Origin of the sequence: Paenibacillus sp. 1011MAR3C5, assembly GCF_003591485.1 — a bacterium.
Classification (GTDB): domain Bacteria; phylum Bacillota; class Bacilli; order Paenibacillales; family Paenibacillaceae; genus Pristimantibacillus.
The window spans coordinates 553,784-576,684 of sequence record NZ_QZCF01000003.1; the positions used below are offsets into that span (position 1 = coordinate 553,784).

At 48.7% G+C, this 22,901-nt stretch carries 17 protein-coding genes; 16 read left to right on the forward strand and 1 reads right to left on the reverse strand.

Going from position 1 to position 22,901, the window contains the following annotated elements; all coding sequences use genetic code 11:
- Positions 1–57 precede the first annotated feature (57 nt).
- A complete protein-coding gene (locus D3P07_RS12225; RefSeq protein WP_119800497.1) occupies positions 58–4,449 on the reverse strand; it encodes an S-layer homology domain-containing protein in 4,392 nt (1,463 codons plus the stop codon).
- A 239-nt stretch (positions 4,450–4,688) separates the two neighbouring features.
- On the opposite strand from D3P07_RS12225, the gene D3P07_RS12230 reads away from it, so the two are divergent.
- From D3P07_RS12230 to D3P07_RS12305, 16 genes are all read left to right on the forward strand, one after another.
- Positions 4,689–6,236: an extracellular solute-binding protein gene (locus D3P07_RS12230; protein WP_119800498.1), complete on the forward strand. Its 1,548-nt coding sequence runs from the start codon at positions 4,689–4,691 to the stop codon at positions 6,234–6,236.
- Positions 6,237–6,240: 4 nt separating this feature from the next.
- A complete protein-coding gene (locus tag D3P07_RS12235; protein ID WP_182914285.1) occupies positions 6,241–8,031 on the forward strand; it encodes a cache domain-containing sensor histidine kinase in 1,791 nt (596 codons plus the stop codon).
- Between the two features lie 142 nt (positions 8,032–8,173).
- Positions 8,174–9,094, forward strand: a complete 921-nt coding sequence (locus tag D3P07_RS12240; protein ID WP_259391464.1) for an ABC transporter permease — start codon at positions 8,174–8,176, stop codon at positions 9,092–9,094.
- Between the two features lie 14 nt (positions 9,095–9,108).
- The gene (locus D3P07_RS12245; RefSeq protein WP_119800501.1) at positions 9,109–9,993 is read left to right on the forward strand and encodes a carbohydrate ABC transporter permease; all 885 of its coding nucleotides are present in this window, start codon (positions 9,109–9,111) and stop codon (positions 9,991–9,993) included.
- A 64-nt stretch (positions 9,994–10,057) separates the two neighbouring features.
- Entirely contained in the window at positions 10,058–11,602 is a 1,545-nt protein-coding gene (locus D3P07_RS12250; protein WP_119800502.1) for an extracellular solute-binding protein, read from the forward strand.
- Between the two features lie 321 nt (positions 11,603–11,923).
- Positions 11,924–13,528, forward strand: coding sequence for a response regulator (locus D3P07_RS12255; RefSeq protein ID WP_119800503.1), 1,605 nt, complete (start codon positions 11,924–11,926; stop codon positions 13,526–13,528).
- Positions 13,529–13,541: 13 nt separating this feature from the next.
- Positions 13,542–14,600 (forward strand): Gfo/Idh/MocA family protein, encoded by a 1,059-nt coding sequence (locus tag D3P07_RS12260; protein WP_119800504.1) that lies wholly within the window; start codon positions 13,542–13,544, stop codon positions 14,598–14,600.
- A gap of 17 nt (positions 14,601–14,617) precedes the next feature.
- The gene (locus D3P07_RS12265; RefSeq protein WP_119800505.1) at positions 14,618–15,460 is read left to right on the forward strand and encodes a Gfo/Idh/MocA family oxidoreductase; all 843 of its coding nucleotides are present in this window, start codon (positions 14,618–14,620) and stop codon (positions 15,458–15,460) included.
- 43 nt (positions 15,461–15,503) lie between these two features.
- The gene (locus D3P07_RS12270; RefSeq protein WP_119800506.1) at positions 15,504–17,078 is read left to right on the forward strand and encodes an FAD-dependent oxidoreductase; all 1,575 of its coding nucleotides are present in this window, start codon (positions 15,504–15,506) and stop codon (positions 17,076–17,078) included.
- 519 nt (positions 17,079–17,597) lie between these two features.
- Complete coding sequence (locus D3P07_RS27785; RefSeq protein WP_182914286.1) at positions 17,598–17,747, forward strand: hypothetical protein; 150 nt, start codon at positions 17,598–17,600, stop codon at positions 17,745–17,747.
- A gap of 40 nt (positions 17,748–17,787) precedes the next feature.
- Positions 17,788–17,946, forward strand: a complete 159-nt coding sequence (locus tag D3P07_RS12280; protein WP_259391465.1) for a hypothetical protein — start codon at positions 17,788–17,790, stop codon at positions 17,944–17,946.
- Positions 17,947–18,127: 181 nt separating this feature from the next.
- Positions 18,128–18,919, forward strand: coding sequence for a hypothetical protein (locus D3P07_RS12285; RefSeq protein WP_119800507.1), 792 nt, complete (start codon positions 18,128–18,130; stop codon positions 18,917–18,919).
- Positions 18,920–19,371: 452 nt separating this feature from the next.
- A complete protein-coding gene (locus D3P07_RS12290; RefSeq protein ID WP_119800508.1) occupies positions 19,372–20,556 on the forward strand; it encodes a bis-aminopropyl spermidine synthase family protein in 1,185 nt (394 codons plus the stop codon).
- A 125-nt stretch (positions 20,557–20,681) separates the two neighbouring features.
- Complete coding sequence (locus tag D3P07_RS12295; protein WP_119800509.1) at positions 20,682–20,936, forward strand: DUF7667 family protein; 255 nt, start codon at positions 20,682–20,684, stop codon at positions 20,934–20,936.
- A 116-nt stretch (positions 20,937–21,052) separates the two neighbouring features.
- Complete coding sequence (locus D3P07_RS12300) at positions 21,053–21,838, forward strand: sporulation protein (RefSeq protein WP_119800510.1); 786 nt, start codon at positions 21,053–21,055, stop codon at positions 21,836–21,838.
- Positions 21,839–21,965: 127 nt separating this feature from the next.
- A complete protein-coding gene (locus D3P07_RS12305; RefSeq protein WP_119800511.1) occupies positions 21,966–22,895 on the forward strand; it encodes an alpha/beta hydrolase in 930 nt (309 codons plus the stop codon).
- Positions 22,896–22,901 lie beyond the last annotated feature (6 nt).

Sequence of the window (22,901 nt, forward strand, 5' to 3'; positions counted from 1 at the left end):
AATGGCGGTGCCAGGATTGAACTCCTGAGCACCGCCATTACTCATTTTAATGTGATTTTAATGTGATTCTTTGTCGATCAAGCTAAGCTTGATTAAAAGACGTTTCAGGATGACAACGGCTTGCGCCCGGGTCGCTTGCTCCTGCGGAGCGAAGGAGGTACTGGTTACGCCATTCATGAGGCCTTCGTCCAGCGCAAAAGCTGCCGCATTGCGCGCCCAGTTGCTAATAGCGCCGCCATCGGAGAATGCCTCCAAGGCAGATAATGATGTGGAATCGCCTTGTTTCTCTACGAAGTTAGCTGCACGCAAGGCAAGCACTGCCATCTCTTCGCGGCTTATCGTTTGTGACGGACGGAATGTGCCATCCTCATAGCCTTCGATCAGACCAGTCTTAGCTGCCGTTGCAGCATAGCCGGCAAACCAATTGGACGTTTGAACATCGCTAAACGGCGATCCGTCCAGTTCTTTCAGTCCAAGCGCGCGAATGAGCAATGCGACAAACTCAGCGCGGGTTATGGATGCATCCGGCGCGAACAGACTCTCGGACATGCCTTTCACAAGCAGCTTCGAGGCAAGCCATTCGATATCGGCCCGGGCCCAATGGTTCTCTAAATCTTGAAAGGATTTGGAATAGGAGATGACCGCATATACGCTGTTGCCAGCATGCTTAATCGTCACGACCGTCGCTCCGTCTACTGTAGTGAAACGAGCAGGAATAAAGGATAATTCCCCAGTTGTTGGATCAATTGCAACCGCAGTTGCTTGGCTAATCAAGTTGCTAGGCAATGTGAATGAACGTTCAACATAACGGTTGCCGAAATCACTGAAGGAGACCGATCTGTCGCCAGCTTTTAAGGTGATGCGGAAATCGTAAGCATCGCCGATTAATAAGCCGCCTTGAGCTTCAATGGCGTCTGTTATGCCTTTGGCGTCCGCTCCAGATTTCTTCTCTACTGTGATGATCGCTTGAGCATTGCTCGCCTGGTTGCCTAGCAGTGCCGACAACGTGGCCGCGTCTATCAAATTCGCCGGCAGCCGGTAGGCAGTACCGCCTGTCTTGATAGTCAGAATAGCGTCTTTGATCGAATCGGCAGCCTGCAGCAGCGCTTGCACAGGAACATTAACGATGGAAACAGGTTGATCCCCCGAAAAATCGAGAATCATTTCCTTTTTGTTCTTCCCATCCTTTTGCAGCGCTGCAATGGCTGTGTTGATCATATCTGGATTCAGGGTGACGGCTGCAGCAGGATTTCCGTTTTCGTCCGTCGTTTGGACTTCGTCAGCCGTCATCACTACGCCGGTATTCGTCATGTTGGGTTCCGGTTCTGTTACCCCGCCGCCGCTGCCGCCATCGGGAGGCGTAACAGATGGGGTATACGTCATTTGTATCGACAGCTCATTCGTCTTTAATTCATCTACATATACAGATATGGTTACAGTATTGGCCCCCTGCTTCAGATTAACGATGCCTGTGAAGTCCCCGCCGGAAGCAACCGTTGCCTTTTTATCATTTAAGAAAACATCCACTTTCGAGCCTGGGCCTAATACTTTTATATTTCCTTTCAGCGTGGCATTTGCGGACGACACCGTCTTGCCGTCATAGTCCATATACCCCGTAAGCGCAGCCGCCCGAACATTGTCGCCTACATCATACGTGCTTGCGACAAGCTGCCGCTTCGTGCGAACGCCGTTCTCGTCGAGTGCCGATATGACCATGCCCCCAGGCGTAATAGCGCTGTTGTTGTCCTCAGGCACGCCCCAATTCCAGTCGATGGCTTGCTTTTTGTTGACGACCTTCGTCACCTTGCCTGAGTCGTCCACAACAACCTCAACACCAAACTTGTTGGTGCCGGTTGACGTTCCGAATTCTTCATCCATCACGTTCAGATCGCCGAGATTGCGGCTTGTATTGTAGAAGCTGCCCTCGATGAACGAAGAGGAATCACCCGGAACACTCATTCCCAGTTGGTAGTCCTTTACATATTCCTTATCCTGAATAGAGGCTTTAATGATCGGCCAATTGGCAAGCGACGCATCGAACAACATTAATCCGTCCGAGCTGCCAAGCGCCGTTTGGAAGATTTCCCGCTGAAGAGCAGGGGACTGCAGATTAGACAAGGCCATACCCGAATAAAGCGGTACCTCACCGTTGGTTACAATCGAATCCAGCGTAACGTAACGTTGAATTTCTTGTGTTGTGCTATAGTAGGTTCCCACCATTAGAAAGTCCAGGTGGCTGATATAGCCGGTATTGTAATACTCCTCCGTATAGATCGTATCGTTCGGGAATTTGAGACGGTCGTCATACCGGAAGTCTTTGCTGCCCCAATGGACGCCATTCAAATAATAGGATTCGAACCATGCGCCAACATAGGCGGAGGTTTCAATCTTCTTCTCTTTCTCCGCAGAATAGCGGTCAACAAGCGCTCTTGTTTCTTCTACAAAGCTTGTAATCGTGGCAGACCGGAACTCCCACCAGTCTTGAATAAGCGGTCCATTGACCCGGTTGCCGTTCTCATAATAAAAAATATCATTCGGCCAGCTGCCAAGCGATTTCCCGCGTTGTGCCAGAAACGCCTCGAATTTGGCCTTCGTGACATCGCTGAAATCGGCTGTCTCGTTATCGTAGCGTGCCCGGTCAAGGACAATGCCGTCCACGTCATAGTTTTTCAACACTTCCTCGAAGGTCTTCAATTGGAACTGACGCGTATCATCGTTTGCTGGATTGACGAATAATACGGCAGCGCCGCCAGAAGCGTCTGACAAGCCTTTTTTGCCATATTCGCTTTCTCTTAATGCTAATATTTGCCCGTTATCTTCCGGACGGAATACATGCTCCTCCCACTCCGGATGCTCATGAATGATAGCGAAGTCCTTCACGGCGATGGAGCCTTCTGCGAACACATTAAATGCGGCATGAACCTTCATTCCAAGCGCATGGCCGTGTTCCAGAAACAGCTGGAGCAAGTCCAGATCGGGATTGGAGCCTTTCCGGTCGCCGGCAACCATTTCACTGACATACGGACGGCCCGTCAAGTCATTTTTCTTGTAGGAAACGTAGCCCTCCACGCCTTTCACATCAAACATAACGTCTGTGACCCCGGCGTCTTTCGCTTTGGTCAGAAATTGGAGGACGCTCTCGCTGGACTGAAGCTTCTTGGCGTTCGATGCTTGATCTACCCAAAGCATGATTTGTTTGTCATCATTCAGGGAAGGCCTGCTGTACACAATGATGGATTTCGTGTCCAAGGCAGACCCGTCCTTGGACAACACAACATCGAGATAGTTCGGGCCGGCAGCAAGCGGAATTTGCATGCTGAATGTGCCGTCTGTTTGCAACACAGCCGATTGTTCGCCGATCGCAACGGATGCGCCGGTCTGATTCGTCACTTTGCCGGACACGGTCGCGGTCGCCTCTGGAGTCGTATACATGTTCATGCCATCAAGCTCCATACGCGGAAGAGCGCCAGTGCCTTTCATCAAATCCTTTACCGCTACGACATTTCCGTTCTTCCGCAGCTTAACCATATCGCCTACCTTAAACTTGGTCGCCAGATACTTTTTAATATCATAGGTGGCATAACTATTGTCTTGAGCCATGACGACATATCCGCCTGGCGGAATGTCAAGGTCGCCGCCCTGCGACCAGGATGGGGCGGAGTTGCCAGTTGCTGCATTGAACATCGTGGTCACCTTGCCGGTCGCATCGACTTGAATGGCCACATTGGTATTTCTAACCGAGACCTTGCTTCCGTATTCGTTCGTGAATAATGCAATGATATTAGGAATGGAGGATACATCTGTGTCGATATAATCAATGGGTTTCTTGGGTCCCTCCACAATGACGGTTACATCCGCTGGCGGTGCTTCAATCTCGATCAGATCGCCGCTTTCCTCCTTCGGTATGAAATCCTCCGCTGTCACGATGGCACCGCCTTTTTCGAGAGTAATGGCGTCTTCTGCATGAAAGGTAGTATATAAGGCCTTGCGAAAGTCTTTGTCCAGCCAATTGTTGTCGTTGGCAAGAATAACGTAGCCGCCGGGCGGAATCGTCACTTGCTGTGCAGCGTCCCAAGCAATCGGTTTATTCGTCACGGGATCAAGGCCTCCTTGCGGCCCGATCCACTTCAGAATGGAGCCATTCGCGTCGACTTGGATGGCCACATTGGTGCTTTTGACGAAAACCTCGTTGTTATTGCCGGCTACGTTCGTCACGCTAGTCCCGCTTGTGAACAAGGCTAAGTAATCCTGCCGCTGCGGGCTATCCACATTCGTATTGATGTAATTAAGCTCCAGCTTGGTGCTGCCGTCCGCAGCGACGGCATACACCGAATCGTCGACAGAAGCGGCTTCACCTTCAGCTTGCGCCATGGTTACCCCATTCGAAAAAACTGAAGCAAACAAGCAGACGATAAGAAAAGTAATGAAGTTTTTCCCGTACTTTCTCATAAATCCACCTTCCCTTTGCAGTTGTTTGGATACGGTTTCATTATAGGCAGGGGCGCTTTCCAGATTATAGAGGCGATGATGACAACTTATGGGACATCGATGACATTTGTAAGGGAAAGACCACGGAAGTTCCGGCTGAATGCAATATTCGATGTCGAGCAGGAAAGAGGATAATGTGAAAGCGGTGTCAAAGTTACTAAGGGTACCACTCTAAAAAAAGGAGTGAAGGAGGCATCGCTGTGAGCATACATAAGGTGGCGATCATCAAACTAAGCGTTGTCATGATTATTAGTCTCTTGGCTGGCTGTGATTCTCGTTCTCTGTCTGGATTAGACGAAAGCGGGGAGGGATTATCCGATAGCAACAGGCCAATGATCAGAATGGTGGTCAATAATTCAGAACGCAAATTTCCAGAGGGCATGGATGAAAATGATAATCCCTATTTGAGTTACATTGAGAATGCCACTGGAATGAACATCACTTTGATGGTTCCGCAGTTCAATGGTTATCAAGAAACGTTAAATACGATCATGAATGCAACAGATCAGCCGGATCTCATTCAAACAGCGGACCCGATGTGGATATACCGATATGTGACCGAACAAGAGCTCATGCCGCTTGATGATCTAATTGCAGCCTTTGCTCCGGAATTGTTTGAGCTATTTCCTAAGGAAGCGTGGGAGGCTGTTACCTTTAACGGACAAATCTATGCGATCCCCAGCCTGAATGAAGTATCGGGCAATGAAGTGATCTATGCGCGCAAAGACTGGCTGGATGCGTTAGGCTTGGAGCCGCCGCGCACATTAGAGCAATATTACAATGTGATGTATGCGTTTACTTATGGAGATCCTGATCAAAACGGTGTCGATGATACCTATGGACTCACCATTATTCCATCGGGGTTATCGCGAACAGCTCCATTCTTCGGCGCTTTCGGCGTTCCGCGCGGACTAAGTCAAATAAGCATGTGGAAGGAAAAGGACGGGAAGCTCGTATACAGCGGGGTTTTACCGGAAGCGAAGAGCGCACTTGGTTATCTGGCGAAGCTGTACGGGGATGGGATACTCGACAGGGAGTTTATTCTGAACAAATTGAGCAGCTTCAAAGACAAAATTATTGATGGTCGTGTCGGTTTGTTCTCGGCTGCTTGGTACGATACGCGGGGGCCTATTCTTGAAAATATGAAAAAGGATCCGAAGGCGGAGTGGGTTCGATTGGAATACCCCGTTGGCTACGATGGAGAATACGGGACAGCCGAATATGACTTGATTCAGTCCTATAGTGTCATTCCGAAGGGGAGCCTGCATGCGAAAGAAGTGATCGAGGTGCTCCATTTCATTGCAGGCGAAGGATATCGAGAATTAAAGCTGGGATTCGAGGGTGAAGTATGGACGAAGCAAAATGGTATCTTAGTTACAGATTTTGATGAGCATGAAAAACATATCTATCGTGGCACGCTGCATGCATTAGCTGATCCGAACGATGGGGCTGTTCGCAAGGATCGGCTGAACTCTCTCGGTGAGCAATATGATTTGAATGAAAATGTGGAGTATATTGTCCAAAATGTGCTTCACAGCGATTATCGCGGCCCCCAAACCGTCTCTATGAGAAAATACGGCTCTCAGCTTCAAAAGCTGGAAGAAGAGACTTATTTGAAAATCATTATGGGCTTAAGCGTTGATCAAGAATTCGAAAAGTTTGCAAAGCAGTGGAATTCGAATGGCGGCTGGGAAATTACGAATGAAGTGAATGCGTGGTATAGACTTCAGACGAAAGGGGAGGATTAAGAGCTTGCAAAATGTATGGACTACCCTTTCGAATGCGTACCGCCAGCGCATACAAATCCGGCTGACCCTTTACTTTTTGCTCATATTGATCCCTTTAGTGGGCATCAGCTTGTTTTCAAGCATTAGTTCGATGGATATTTTAGAGAAACAGACGGATGAGCGGACAGAAACGGGCTTGCAATCGGTGCTCGACAATATCGATATCTCTCTTCAGGACCTGGAAAATTTGCTGGTGCTATTATCGGTGGATTATAGTATAAAGCTAACCTTGCATGAAGCGAACGCCATATTATTAACATCGGACCTGTACGGCCTATATTCGATTATGGATCGCCTGACGAATGTGGTAGCCATTAATGGACATATTCGGGAGGTTTCGATCCTGCATTCCGAATCGGGCATGCTGATCTCTACGCAATATGGAGCGAGAATCCTCCAGCACGAGAATGAAGCGTGGTATAAAGCTGTTACGGAGGCCAATGGCAAGACGGTGCTTTACAACCCCCTCCCGGGTGAAGAGAATATTTTCGGTCCCGAGACGATTTCATTTATGAGATTGATGGATTTGCAAAATAAAGAGGACGGCTCTAATGTCCTGGTGCTCACAGTAGATAGAGGACTGCTTCAGGAGAGAATTCAAAGCGTGCAGCCGTCCCCAGGCTCTTCCATCTATTTGTATTCAGCCGATGGTGGGCTTGTTGCGGGAACCGATCAGAACTATCTGAGGGATGAGTGGGGAGGTTCCAGCGGCGGCGAAAAGCGGGCAGGCCAAGATATGCTGGTGTGGCGGATGCAGTCCGAAAGCTCAGGATGGTCGGTCGTGATGATCCAGCCCGAGCAGGAGGTATATCAGAAATCGAGACAGCTCTCGCAAATTACGATGCTTATTATTGGAATAAGCATCATGCTTGCCCTGTTTATTTCTTATGGGGTCTACAAGTGGATTTCATCGCCTTTAAGAGAGCTGATCTACGGAATGAAGCAAATGAGGATGGGGAAGCTGAACATCCGGTTAACGCGTAAACGGACGGATGAATTCGGTGCGCTGACCGACGCGTTCAATCAGATGATCGCCGAGCAGCAGCTGCTTATTCGTGATGTCTATGAGCATCAGCTGCAATCCAGCAAAACAGAATTGAAATTTCTTCATTCGCAAATCAATCCCCACTTTCTGTATAATACGCTGGACTCGATTTACTGGACTGCCAAAAACTATGATGTGAATGAAATTAGCGAAATGGTGCTTAATCTATCGAAGTTTTTCCGTTTAAGCTTAAGCAAGGGACGGGAGATATTTACGGTAGCGGAGACGGTTACGCATCTTGAATATTATTTGCGCGTACAGCAGTTTCGCTTCATGGATCAGTTCACGGTCCGCTTCGACATTGCCGAGGATACGAAAGAACTGGGAGTCTTAAAGCTGCTCCTTCAGCCCATTGTAGAAAATGCGATCTTGCATGGCCTCGAGAAGAGAGGCGCAGGCGGTGAATTGGTCATATCGAGCAGTCTAAAAGGGGACAATCTCTGTCTGTCGGTTAAGGACAACGGAATGGGCATAAGCGAGGAGAGGCTCGATTTCATTCGAAGCGAAATTGAAAAGCTCAATCGCCAGGAAAATTTAGTGACAATTACGGAACATTCAGTGAAGGATCTATTCGGTCTCCGAAACGTGGTTGGACGAATGAAGCTTTATTACGGCATAGAGGCGATGCTGTTTATGGATAGCGTCTGGCAGGAAGGAACGACGATAACTTTACAAATTCCACTCCAAAGATTAATGGAGAAGCCGGCCTGAACGGAGCGAATACACGCTCTGTCCAGGTCTTTCTTTTCGTTTCATAGTCATCAAATTACCAAAACACCGCAACATCCTCCCCTATTCAACCTTGCCGTTACTCCCTAAAATGAGGGATAACAACAGGCTAAGGAGGGATTCAATGACCCCATCCTACTTTAAAAGGCTTCGGCTTGATGTAGTGAGAGAATGGGATTTGTATCTAATGCTCATTCCAGGAATACTCTTTTTACTTCTGTTCAAGTACACGCCGATGTATGGGATTGTTATTGCGTTCAAAGACTTCAACATTTATGACGGATTGGCGGCAAGTCCATGGGTCGGCTTGGAACATTTCGAGAAGCTGTTTTTATCCGAGGATTTTGCGAGAGTGTTTAAAAACACATTGATTATTAGCATCTACAAGATCTTCTTTTTATTCCCTTTGCCGATTATTTTGGCTGTACTGATGAATGAGATTAAAAATATGGTGTTTAAACGCGGAATCCAAACGATTGTATATTTGCCTCACTTTTTGTCATGGGTGATTGTAAGCGGTTTATTCCTGCAGCTCCTGTCCACCAATGGCGGATTAATTAATAAGATGATCGTTGGATTAGGCGGAGAGTCTATCGCGTTCTTTATGAATACAGAGGTATTCCGGTCGGTGCTTATCTCGTCTGCGGGATGGAAGGAAGTAGGCTGGGGGATGATCATTTATTTGGCATCCATCGCGACCATCGATCCTCAGCTGTACGAAGCGGCCAAAATCGATGGAGCCAGCAGATTCAGACAGATCTGGCATATTACCATTCCCGGCCTGGTGCCAATCATTATCCTTATGTTTATCCTTCGTCTCGGCAATATATTGGAGGCAGGCACGGAGCAAATACTCGTCATGTACAACTCTATCGTATACGAGGTTGCGGATGTCATTGGCACCTTTGTCTATCGAATCGGTCTTGGCCAGCAGGATTACAGCTTTTCGACAGCGGTCGGACTCTTTGATTCCGTCATCGGTTTTATTCTGATTATTACAGGAAATTATTTAAGCCGTAAGTTTCTTAAACGGGGCATTTGGTAGAAAGGGGGCTTCTTATGCGGCAAAAAACATCGATTCTAGACAAAGTATTTGTGGTTTCAAACTATACGTTCTTTATCTTTATGGGCGTTATCACCATATTCCCGTTTCTTAATTTGATAGCCAAGTCCATGAGCAGTGAAGCGGCAGTTATATCGGGGCAAGTCAATCTGCTGCCTGTCGATCTGCAATTCGGAACGTACGCCTATGTCATTAGCGACAAATTATTTCAAAGCGCCTTCATTAATTCGGTTATCGTAACGGTGGCCGGTACGCTGTTAAGTCTCATCATGACCGCGCTGTCTGCTTATCCGTTGTCAAAGCCGAAGCTGCGGGGACGCAAGATTTTTATTCTCATGTTCGTGTTCACGATGCTGTTCAGCGGGGGCTTAATCCCGACGTACTTATTAATAAGAGAATTAGGCCTCGTGAATACGCTGCCGGTGCTTTTCCTGCCGGGCATGATCAGTGTTTTCAATATGCTGGTTATTAAAAGCTACTTTGAGAACATACCGGAAGCGCTGGAAGAATCGGCAAAGATTGACGGCGCCAGCAATATTCGAACGCTCTTCCAGGTCGTGCTGCCCCTATCGTTGCCTGTCCTCGCGACGATTGCTTTGTTCTATGCGGTAGCCTTCTGGAATGACTTTTTTACCGCGATGATTTACATCAATAGTCCCGACCTTAAACCGTTGCAGCTCTATCTAAAGGAACTATTGGCTTCCGCCAACAATATATTTTTGAAGCTGGATACGATCGATGTCAATATGGCAATGAATGTTTCGCCGCAGGCGATACAATCGGCGTCCATCATCGTCGCAACCATACCGATCTTGCTAGTTTATCCTTTCTTGCAAAAGTATTTTGTAAAGGGGGTCATGCTTGGCTCTGTAAAGGGATAAAAGAATCTAATAGGCAACGGTATTGCACAAAGGCTGGTTCAATTCAAAGGGAGGTTACGACCATATGAAGAAAACGATTACTCTGCTGATGTTGATCGCAGTTATGATTGTATCTGCATGCTCTAGCTCAGGCGATGGAGGAAAGAACACGAATAAGGAAACGGCATCGCCTACTAGCGCTGGAAACGCAACGAATACGCCAGTAGCAACAGAGGATGCCCTGAGCGGCACAAAGCCGCAGCTCAGACAGCTTCAGCCGTTCGACCGATTCGATCCTAATACCTACTTTACTGCAGGGTTCCTGGAAGAGAAAACCGGCTATAAGACGACCTACGATATGCTGCCTGAAGAGCTCCCCAATGAAAAATTGAATCTGCTGATGTCCAATCGTGAAAAATACGACATTATGCGGCTGACCAAAGAACAGTTTTTCACTTTGGCAGAAGCGGGCGCTTTGGAGCCTTTGAACGATTTGATTGATAAATATGGTTCAAATCTGAAAGCAGGCATTGAAGATACCACCTGGTCGGCTGCTACAATAGACGGGAACATTTACGCCATTCCGCAAGGCGGAACCGGTATCTATGCCAGCTCTAGCCTTGTCATTCGCAAGGACTGGCTCGAAGAGCTTCAATTGGAAGTGCCTACTAATCGTGACGAGCTGTACAATGTGCTCAAGGCCATCAAGGATAAGAAGGGTGTTATTCCTTTCACTGGAACGGGGCAAGTGAGCGTCATTCCTGAGATTGCCTCCACATTTGGAATTGCCAACACCCTTACCAACAATGCCTGGCTGGAAGTGGACGGAGGGGTGATTCATCAGGCCGAGCATCCAAGGATGAAAGAATATTTGTCCTTCATGAATAAATTATACAAAGAAGGACTCCTAGACTCCGAGTGGCCGATTAATACAAGCTCTGTCGCAATCGAGAGATTCACAAGCGGCCAGTCTGCCATGATGAGCTTGGCTTGGTGGAGCGCGCCATCGGTCGTGAATGCTTTAAAGAAAAACTTCCCAGATGCGGAATTCGTCACGCTGCCATTCTTGAAGGATGAGCAAGGCGTATCGACGATTGGCGTCAACACAGGCATTACTTACTTTATGGCGATTCCAAAATGGTCCGAAAATAAAGAGCATGCGATGAATTATATGAATCTGAAATTGGAGAAGGATTTGTTCAAGGAGATTGTTATCGGCCAGGAAGGCGTTCATCACAAGTTCGAAGACGGCAAATACTTCCCGATTCTTCCCGCCTTTGATGATCTGAATAATGCGAGCTTCTATCTGACTGGCGTCGATGAAAGCGTCTATTCGACTTATTGGCAGGCGAGGGTAAGGAAGGATCCGATCTTGTTTAATTATTTTGAAGAGCTGCAGCAGCTGGCAGACGGCCTGTTTGTCATTGATCGTTTGTCCAATGCACCGCCGATTGCGAGCATCTCCGAACATTCGCAGAAGCTGACCAAGTTCTCGAATGATACGTATTTGCAATTTATCGCCGGAACAGCATCACTGGACACATTCGACAGTTATTTGGCGAAATGGAAAGCAGATGGCGGCGATGCGATGAATAAAGATGCCAATGCATGGTTTAGCACGCAAAAGTAATCCATTGAACCACCTCTTATAATGTAAGTTCAAAAAGTCCGGTTTTCAGCATCGAGAAGATGGGATGAAGCTAGGAAATGAGGAGCGGAGCGTAGTGGAAGCTACGTGAGCACCGGAAGTTCCGGCTGAATGCCATATTCGATGTCGAGTAGGCTTCCTGATCCCCTTCGTGATCAAAAGTGGACTTTTTGAACCACCTCTAGTAGCAGCCAAGGGAGAATCTTTGCCATCGATTGAGTGATGGTTGGCAAGGATTCTTCTGGTATGATGAAGGAAATGCGGACATCCATGTCGCATGCCATACGCTTAGGAGGGCTGCTCATGTATTTAATGATCGTCGAGGATGAACCAAGGCTGCGCAACAATTTGGCGCTAGAGATTCCTTGGGAGGATCATGGGATTGAGGTCATCGGGCTGGCGGAGAGCGGCGAAGAAGCGCTTAAGCTGTTCGACCGCAAGAAGCCTGATATTATGCTGCTGGACGTGCAAATGCCTGGCATGAGCGGGCTTGAGCTTGCCAAGCTTGTGCGGCTCAAAGATCCCTATATGAAAATGATCGTCTTAAGCGGCCATGACAACTTTGAATTTGCCCAGATTGCCATGGAGTCGGGGATCAGCAAATATTTATTGAAGCCTGCTGGAGACAGTGAGATTTTGAGTGCTGTTCTGGAGAGCGCCGCCGAATTGCGCGAGCAGCTCGATGCGCTGCATAACCAGACTCTATTAACACAGAAGTGGACACAGCATCTTCCGCATCTTCGCGAGCTGTTCCTGATGAACTGGCTGCAAGGCAAATATTCGCAATGGGAGATTGAGAAGCATAGCTCGGATATGATGATGGACTTGGAGACACCAAGACTATATTGCGTAGCTATTGTAGATATGGACCCCTTGCAAGCGGCTGAAACCAGATTTCGAGCAGACGACACTTCGCTGCTGCAAGTTTCGTTAAAGTATATCGCAAGCCAAGATCTGGAGCCGGAATGGATGTTTCTGGATTCGAACGGGTCGACAGTCATTCTCTTCCATACCTGTTCCATTGAAGATCCGGAACCCTTTATTCTTTATGTGAATGCCACGATAGGCAAGCTGCTTAATATTGTGAAGGAAAGTCTCAAGCTAACCGCGAGCGCGGGAATTAGTGAATATACCGATCAAGTAATCGACATGAACAAGCTCTATGAGCAAGCGCGTCAAGCTCTGCAGCGGCGCATTGTTTATGGGAAGCATATCGCGATTTCGTATCAGGCCCGATTTGAACGGGATATGCTGGACCTCGGCCAATCGAATAGCGAGCGAGAGCTTGAGATTGGAATTGAAACAGGGAATCTGGCCAAGGCACTGGAAGCATTTGATAAACAATGGAATTCGTCAATGCTTACAGCGGATACAATGGATAAGGTCAACGAGATTATCCTTTACTTCGGCAGCTTGATCGTACGGCTGATTCAGCAGCGCGGCTGCTCGGTGAAGGAGGTCGCGGGAAGCGATTTTTCTTACTTGCTTCATTTGCAGTCCTTTGCTACCAAGGAACAGGTCTACGAATGCTTGCAGCGGATCATCCGCAATTTCATTGCCTATCAGCATGCAAAGAGAGGAAGCGCGGGACATCGCATGGTGGAGGCGGCGCTTCAGATTATCGAAGACGGTATTCAAGAGGATTTGACGCTATACCATGTGGCGGAGCGGCTCTTTATCAATTCTTCGTATTTGAGCCGGCTGTTCAAGCAAGAGACGGGCAAATCTTTTTCGGCCTACGTATTGGAGCATAAGATGGAGCGCGCCAAATCGATCCTGCTAAAGGGAGCGAAGGTATACGATACGGCAAGCGCAGTAGGCTACCGGGATTTAAGCTATTTTACCAAAGTGTTCCGAAAGTATTGGGGCGTTACACCGGGCGAATTTTCAAAATTAGAAGCGAATTAAGGGAGGCATACGAATGTCCAAAATAAAAGTTGCGATTATCGGTTGCGGTACCATTGCCAATCACGCTCATATTCCATCTTATATGAAAAATGAAGATGCGGAGATCATATATTTTTGCGATATTAACAGGGAACGGGCAGAAAAAGCGGTGAAGGACTATGAGTGCGGAAAGGCCATTACAGATTATCGTGAACTATTAAATGATCCTGAAGTCGATGCCGTATCGATCTGCACGCCGAATAATGTCCATGCATCAATTGCCATAGACTGTATGAAAGCAGGCAAGCATGTACTGTGCGAAAAGCCTGCGGCAAGAACCTATGCGGAAGCGCTGGAGATGCAAAAGGTTCAGCATGAAACGGGAGTCACCTTAAATATCGGCGTCGTCAACCGTTTCAATACAAGCGTGAATCGAATTAAAGATATGATCCAGGGCGGCGAGCTGGGCGAGCTGTATCATGTCTATGTCAGCTTTCGCGCGCAGCGCAGCATTCCGGGCCTGGGCGGCGACTTCACCACGAAAGCGGTGTCGGGCGGCGGCGTACTGATCGACTGGGGCGTGCACTACTTGGATATTGTGATGTATTGCGCCGGCGATCCGGAGCCGCGTACCGTATCCGGCCAAGCGTTCTCCAAGCTAGGCAAGGATATGAAAAATTATGCCTACCTCAATATGTGGGCCGGTCCGCCGAAATATGACGGCACGTATGATGTTGACGATTTTGTTACCGGGATGATTCGTACTTCCGGGCCAACGATTTCCCTGAACGGCGCTTGGGCGCAAAATATTGGAGTTAGCGAGACGTATATCGATTTTTTGGGCGATAAGGCGGGTATTCGCTTGCAGTATGGCGCTGACTTTAAGCTTTATAGCGCTCAGAACGGCGCTTTGCTGGAGACCATCCCTCAATTCAAGGAAGGCAATCATTTTCAGAATGAAATCGACAGCTTCATCGCGTGCATTCGAACGGGCGAGAAGCTGCCATCCCATATTGATACGGTCATTCTGTCTTCCAAAATGATTCAAGCGATTTATGATTCATCAGACAATGGCCGGGAAATCTCTTTCTAGCGAGAGGAGAACGCGATATGAAAAAGATAGGCTTTATCGATTATTACTTGGATGAATTCCATGCGAACAAATATCCGAATTGGATGGAAGAGGCGTCCGGCGGAACGATGAAGGTTGCTTATGCTTACGGGAAAATAGACAGCCCTAACGGTATCAGCAATGCGGAGTGGTGCCGCAGCCATGGAGTGGAACTGCTGGACACGATTGAAGACGTTGTGGAGCGCAGCGATTATTTGATCGTGCTGTCGCCAGACCATCCAGAATATCATGAGGAGCTGTCCGATCTTCCGCTGAGATCCGGCAAGCCAACCTACATCGATAAGACCTTCGCTCCAGACAGGGCGGCGGCAGAGAGAATGTTCCAGCTTGCTGAGCAATATGGAACGCCGATGTACTCTACGTCTGCGCTTCGTTATGCGGCTGAATATACGGCTATGGCTGATCCGCAATCAGAGGCGGAAACGATCAGCAGTTGGGGGCCGGGCCTCTTCTCTAATTACGCCATTCATCAAATCGAGCCTATCGTGGCATGTATGGGAGCTGGAGCGAAGAGAGTGATGTTTACGGGTACAGCTGAGTCGCCGGCACTGCTGATTGATTACGGCAACGGAAGACAAGCGACATTGCATCAATTGGGCTGGGAGTGCCCATTTATGATGGCCGTCAAATATAAAGAAGGCCCCACCGTCGTGAAGAAGGTTGAATCTCCATTTTTTGAGCTGTTTATTGAGAGCATGGTGTCCTTTTTCCGAACATCGATTCCTGCAGTAGCTTCGTCTGAAACACTGTCTGTCATTACGATTATTGAATATGGCATTAAGGCTATGGAGAAGCCTCATCAATGGGTACAGCTGCCTTAATTTGATGGGGATAGACATTAGCGGAAGAGGAGTGGCTATTACAATGGTACAACACTTGAATGCAGATATCGTCATTATCGGAGGCAGTACCGGCGGAGTCGCAGCAGCATTAGCAGCAGCCAAAGCGGGCAAGCGTGTCATTATGACGGAGGAAAGCGATTGGATTGGCGGTCAGTTGACGAGTCAAGCCGTTCCCCCGGACGAGCATGCATGGATTGAGCAATTTGGCTGTACGGCAAGCTATCGTCAATTTCGAAATCGAGTAAGGCAATACTACATGAATAACTTTCCTGTCACGCCGGAAGCGCGTATGCGACGAGCCTTTAACCCCGGGAATGCATCTGTCAGCAAACTATCGCATGAGCCGAGAGCAGCTCTTGCTGTGCTGCGCGATATGCTTGCTCCTTATGTGCATAGCGGCCGCCTGACGGTTCTGGAATATTACAAGGTGGAACAGGCAGAGACGAATGGCGACCGAATCGTTTCGACGCAATTGAAGCATGTGCTGACAGATGAGAAAGTGATACTGACGGGGGCCTACTTCCTGGATGCAACCGATGAAGGAGATGTATTGCCTCTGGCGAGCGTAGAATACGTAACAGGGGCAGAGTCGGTGGAAGATACGGGCGAGCCCCATGCGCTGCCGGGCAAGGCTGATCCTATGGATATGCAAGCTATCACATGGTGCTTCGCCATGGACCATATCGAGGGCGAGGACTTTACGATAAGAAGGCCGGACCAGTATGACTTCTGGCGAAGCTATCGCGCGGACTTCTGGCCGGATAAGCAGCTGAGCTGGGCGGGAGTGGTGCCTTATAATCTTAAGCCGACAACCTACAGCTTATTCCCGGATGGCAAGCACTTCTCCTTATGGCAATATAGACGCTTGATCGATCGTCAGCTGTTCGTGCCGGGCACCTTTGAAAGCGATCTGACAGTTGTGAATTGGCCGCAAAATGATTACTGGCTGGGGCCGGTCATTGATGTAAGCGCCGAGGAGAGAGCGAAGCATCTGCACAATGCGAGGGAGCTGAGCTTCTCGCTGCTATACTGGATGCAGACAGAGGCTCCGCGTCCGGATGGAGGCGCTGGTTATCCTGGGCTTCGTCTTCGCGGCGATGCAACCGGTACGATAGATGGTTTGGCGAAAATGCCGTATATTCGTGAATCGCGCCGGATCAAAGCGGAATGTACGGTGCTTGAGCAGCATTTGAGCCCGGATTGCCGCAAGGACGGGAAGGCGGAACGTTATCCCGACAGTGTAGGGATTGGGTCTTACCGGATTGACTTGCATCCAAGCACATCGCTTCGCACTTATATAGATGTAGCTTCCTTGCCGTTCTATATCCCGTTAGGCGCCTTGATCCCTGTGCGGATGGACAATTTGCTGGCAGCCTGCAAAAATATCGGAACGACCCATATTACCAACGGTTGCTACCGGCTGCATCCAGTGGAGTGGAATATAGGGGAAGCAGCAGGTTATTTGGCTGCTTACTGCGTAGAGAATGGGCTGAGACCGCGTGATGTTCGCAACAATGCGGAGCAGCTTGAGCAATTCCAAAAGCTGCTGGTAGCGGAGGGCATCGAGCTGGATTGGCCATCTGTCCATTCGGTATAAATGCCGCCCATCGAATAAAGAATCGCATAGCGAGAATCGGATTGTCGAGAAGGAGCTGTCCCGAATGTCTGAAGTGACATAGGGGCAGCTCTCTTTTTGAGTCGGAAATTTCGTTATTGTTATTGTGCGTACGTACTGTGGGGCATTGCACGCTCATGGGTGGGATTAAGTCGATATAATCGACTTAAATGCCTGTAGCAGCTTCATCTAACTCGAATAAGTCGGTAGTGCCGACTTAAATGCTCTTAGCCGCCTCGTCTGACCTTAATAAGTTGATCAGATCGACCTAATCCGCGAATCCGTCTCGACCGTCCCGTACAAGTCAATGTTATCCTGATCGGAGCGAGAGTGTGATCATTCGAGTCATCTTATCAAGCAAGCAAACCTGCTTATGGGACAGCCTCTTTTTCATTGTGAAGAGGAACATGGCAGTAGTGGAAGGACCGCTTACCTCTGTCTGTCCCTTTTGCATTGTCTGCAAAAATAAGCGATGATCACTATTAGCAGGGGAGGAGAACGATGGATCGTATCCAGTATGTATCACAATTTCATTTGATGCGCTCACTTTCGGAGACTGATTTGACCGAGATGGATAAGCTGACCATCATTACAACCGTCAGGATAGCGAGCTTGCCGTCTCTGTCGATGCTTCAACTCTATCTGAGCTAGCGCAGATGAGCTAATCGCCCGGACGCATCCGGACGAGGATGTGAACGAGCTGGTGTTGTCGGCGCTTGAGTTCGATAACGAAGGAGCCTTCCGGTTGGGTTATGATGCGGGGGAGACGCCGGCTGGACAGCTTTACATATACGCGCTCTTTTCGGCGGCGTTGGAATTAGACAGTACGCTGGTGTATGAGACGTATTAGTTATTTCGGTGACGTAATCAGGGGCAAGTTTAACCTCTCTCTACAGGGAGGTTTTTTGCGTTAAGTAGTACTCGTGACGGACTTGGGAGGATAATATTTACATAATGGAAGGACTGCTCTTGTTTCTGGCGAATAAGTCCTAAGAACTAGAAAATTCATAGGGCTAGGAGCGGAGCATAGTATGTGGGCAGAAGTGGCTGCATTTTTCAAAGCTAATACAACAGAAGCAGTTCTCATATCCATCATTGGCACGATATTAGTGTGGATGTATAAGCAGTTCAAAGGCATGATCGATCGTGAGCAGCAGGATAAGTTGACGATAGCTCAGCTGAAGCAAACCTTATTTACGAAGCTTGAGCTAAGCATTGCAAGTGTGCTTCATCTAAATAGCGAGGACAGTAAACAGCATATGTATGTCCTTCTTGGAGAATGCGGTCCATATTTGACTAAAACGCAGCGTACGATTATTCGGGATTACTATAAGCATTTTGACCGTTCATTGTTGTATTCCTTGCATGCTTTAGTCATGACTGAGGTAGACAAGCTGACGAGGCAATTGGAAAAATTAAATGAGAATAAGGACAGTAGTGAATGGCTGCATTATATTCAAAGGTTGTATGCCCCGATCTGGCCTATCATAGTGCTGGCAATCATGATATTGTTTGTTTTTGCGGTCATCAGCCTTGTACAAATGGGTTCTACTTTATGGCTTAAGTTGAATCTGGTGTTATTAGGCGTTACGATTTTTATTGGTGCGACGATTGCTGTAAGTATAGTGTCCTTTATTGTGAAGCGAGAGTTAGGCAAGCAAGGAGGGATACGATGGTCTGTCATTGCACTTATTATTTTTTCACCAGCGCTACCATTTGTGCTTAATCGGATAGATGCTTCGATTTACGTATTTGTTGCCCAGGTGCTGGGGCTGGCCTACATCTCATACAGCAAAAGACCACGCGAAGTCATAATGCCTTAATTTCGAATTTGACTCCGCCAACCCTAATAAGATAACATGTAGGTAATTCCCATTAAGGAGAGAATTTAATGTCTGGGGCCGTTCTTAACTAATCAAATTCCATATTAGAGGTATTCGGCAAAGCTGGATGGACCATGTGCTCATTTGAGGGTGGTTTGTTTTTTGTTGGCTAATCGGATGCTTCGGAATTAGTTAAGAACTACGGATTAATCTAACCTTAGGGGACGCCTATACCATTGCGCCTTCATCCGTACTGAGTTCAGTGCGGATTTTTGCGTTTTTGGAAGATTTTTCAGGCATCTGCAATATAGGGCAGAGATGACGTATGTTCATCTCTGCCCTTTTTGCGTTTCACCAAAAAATGAGGAGTGATGACATGTCAGTGTTAATTGTGCGGATAAGACCAAAGCGGAGAAAAACAATTTTTTATACGAGTCAGGAGGATGAAACGAATGAACAATTACGTGGAACAAGTGAGCGAGCAGATGACTTTGCAAGAAGGGACGCAGGTCATTGAACAACTGCTGCTAGAATCCTATTTGCAGCCAGGCATATCAACAAAGGAACTGGCTAGAAAGACGTTGCTTCCCGTACCGGTCGCAGCTGCCGTGAAGCGGGAGCTAATCAAAGCGGGAGCGCTCGTTCAAGAGCGGGGCGTTCGATGTACGCCAGAGGGTGCTGCCTGGATCGAGGAAGAATGGGGATACCGCGGTCTCTACCGCTCATTCCATCAAGCTTTGCTTCATACAAACGAATGGGTTGAGGATCTGAATGTTATTCTGAAAAAGCTGAATACCCTGTTCCCGCTGCGACCGTCCGTTGACGTGCGCATTGATCAATCCAAGTGTACGCCGGAGACCAGTCTGCGCCGGGCCATTCTTTGTCTCCAGCAGCATGCGCTGATCGGCAAGCGGATACTATGTGTGGGGGATGACGATCTGGTGAGCGTGTCGATCGGTTTGCTGCTTAAGAAGCTGTTCCCGAACGGTGGGCATACGGCGACGAGAATAGATGTGATGGACATCGATGAGCGATTTATCGGTTACATTGAAGCTGTGGCGAAGGAGTATGACTTGCCCATTCGGTGTCATCGCATCGACTTCAGGGAGCCGCTTCCGCTTACGCTATGCGGTCAATACGACGGATTCTTTACGGATCCGCCGTACACGCTGCAAGGGATGAGCCTGTTCGTATCGCGTGGCATTCAGGCGATGAAGCGATTGAAGGGGCTGCCAATCTTCCTATCCTTCGCGCATAAATCGCCGGCTTTCATGCTTGCCATGCAGCGGGAATTTGTCCGGATGGGGTTAACGGTATGCGCAAACTTCCCTCACTTCAACGAATATGAAGCTGCTGAGATGATTGCGAACCGCAGCCAAATGTTCATTCTACGCACGACGGACCAGACAGAGCCGGAGCATAGCGGGGCTTTCACCGATGCCCTGTATACGGGAGAAGTCAAGCAGACGCTGCGCACCTATCGATGCAAGCAATGCTCGCAGCATGTCTTCGTAGGCATCAAAGGGGAGATTGCGACGATTGAGCAGTTGAAGAACGAGGGCTGTCCTTCTTGCGCGAACGATACGTTCAATATGGTGGAGAAGAGGGCGGTTTCCGGTTTGGGCGATTCAGGCTAGCGTCAGGCGATGCTAGATTCTATAAAAATGTTCCAGAATATATGCATATTCATGAATGAACATCGTAAGACGGGCTATCCTGATAGTATTGGCAGGTAATCCGGTACGAAAGTAGGGTGGGAAACATGATTGGCATTCATTCTGCACACCGCAGACTTGCGGAACTAACCCTGAAGGCGAAGTCGACAGGGGGCAATTATGATCGGCTTTCGGCTGTGGAGAAACAGGAATTAGCCCATTGTCTGACGGTCAATCTGGAGCTGGTACGGAAGCTCGATTCGTTGAAATCACTGGCATTCGTAGCGTACGAGCAAGGCGATATGGTATGGCATGAGGAGATTTGCGAGAGGCTTGAAGAGATGGAAGCGGGCTTGCTGTAGCGGACCCAAATCAACTAGTCTCAAAGCATTCCATTCTTCATAAAATTTGCTATGATAGAGAAGTTGGGGGAAACTCTGACATCGATATCATAATGATGAATAATGGGGTGTGCGGAATGTCGTTGTTTAATCGAATGATGGCAAGTGTGGGAATCGGTTCTGCGAAGCTGGATACGCTTCTGGAGAAGACGGCTTATTATCCTGGAGAAGAAGTCCGGGGAGTTGTCCGGATTCAGGGAGGCGCGGTCGGGCAACGGATCGAAGGCATCGACTTGACCATAATGACCACGTATTTAAAGGAAATAAACGACAGCAAGATTCCGCAAAACGTTCAGCTCGGAACGGTTCGTGTATCGCCTCCGATTGATGTGCAGCCGAATGCGGCGCTAGAGCTACCATTCTCGTTCTATCTGGCCTCGAATACGCCGCTTACGATGGGCAGATCGTCGGTCTGGATCAAGACTACAGCGGATATCCGCTCGGCAGTGGATCCGACGGATAATGACCGGATTGAGGTCGTGCCTACTCCTGCTATGCGTGCGGTCATGCAGGCAATCGAGCTGCTCGGATTCCGTATGCGCGAAGCGGAGACTCTGTATGCCCCTCGGCTTGGCGGCCAGCATTCGCCGTTCGTCCAAGAGTTCGAATGGGTGCCATATTCCGGCGCCTATCGGGGCAGGTTGGATGAGCTCGAAGTCGTATTCCTGCGCAATCAACCGTCGGAGCTGGAACTGCTGCTTCAGATCGACCGGAGAGCGACAAGCTTGTTCGGCATGTTCGCCGAAGCAATGGACATGGATGAAAGCTTCGTACGGGTAACCGTTACGAATGCCGATGCCCAGCGCGGTCCGCAGCATGTCGCATCGCTGCTGGATCAAGTCATTTCCAGATACGCACATTAACGCAGCACACGATAGGTACTTTCGTCGGACCGCATGGCATGCTTACTCAGCTTGCTATGCGGTCTGTTTTTTCTTTATGATTATGTTGGCAAGCATATAGATTACCTTGACCAGAAAGGTGTTGCAGATGTTCATCACAATTATCGTACTTGTATTGGCTGCTGGCATTATTGGGGCCAGCTTTTATTTCTATAACGTAGCTATCGCGCGTGCAGACAAAAGCTTCTTGAACGGCAATCCTGATCTCGAAGTCGGGGCAAGCGCTGAAAATCCGTACGAACGCAACGACCAATGGTGGGAAGCTCAACCGTTCGAAGAATGGAGCATGGAGTCGGAGGATGGCCTGCGCCTGCATGCCTACTATTTGGAGGCTAGCCAGCCATCCGATATCACGGTCATTATCGCTCACGGCTATTCGGGTCATGCGGCTTTGATGACCAATTTTGCGCAGATGTACAGCGAGAAGCTGGGCTATAATGTATTGCTGCCGGATGCCAGAGGGCATGGGCGCAGCGGTGGCCGGTATATCGGCTTTGGCTGGCCGGAGCGCAGGGATTATGTGGGCTGGATCAGGAAGGTTATCGAGAAGAACGGCGGGCAATCGCAGCTCATTCTGCATGGCGTGTCGATGGGAGGGGCGACGGTCATGATGACAAGCGGAGAGTCTTTGCCTCGCCAGGTCAAAGCGATTATTGAGGATTGCGGGTATACATCTGCGAAGAAGCAGCTTGCCTACCAGCTGAAAAGAATGTACAAGCTCCCGTCCTTCCCGCTGCTTCAGACGACGAGTCTGGTGACCAAATGGCGGGCGGGCTACAGCTTCAGCGAAGCGTCTGCGCTGGAGCAGGTGAAAAAGTCGAAGACGCCGATTCTGTTCATCCACGGCGATACGGACCTGTTCGTACCGACGGCTATGGTGAATGAGCTGTACGAGCAAGGCCCGGAGCAGAAGGAGCTGCTTATTATTCCGGGCGCAGGTCACGGGTTGGCCCGACATATCGATCCTGAAACCTATGACCGCGCGGTAATCGGCTTTATAAAGAAATACGTTCATTAAAGGAGG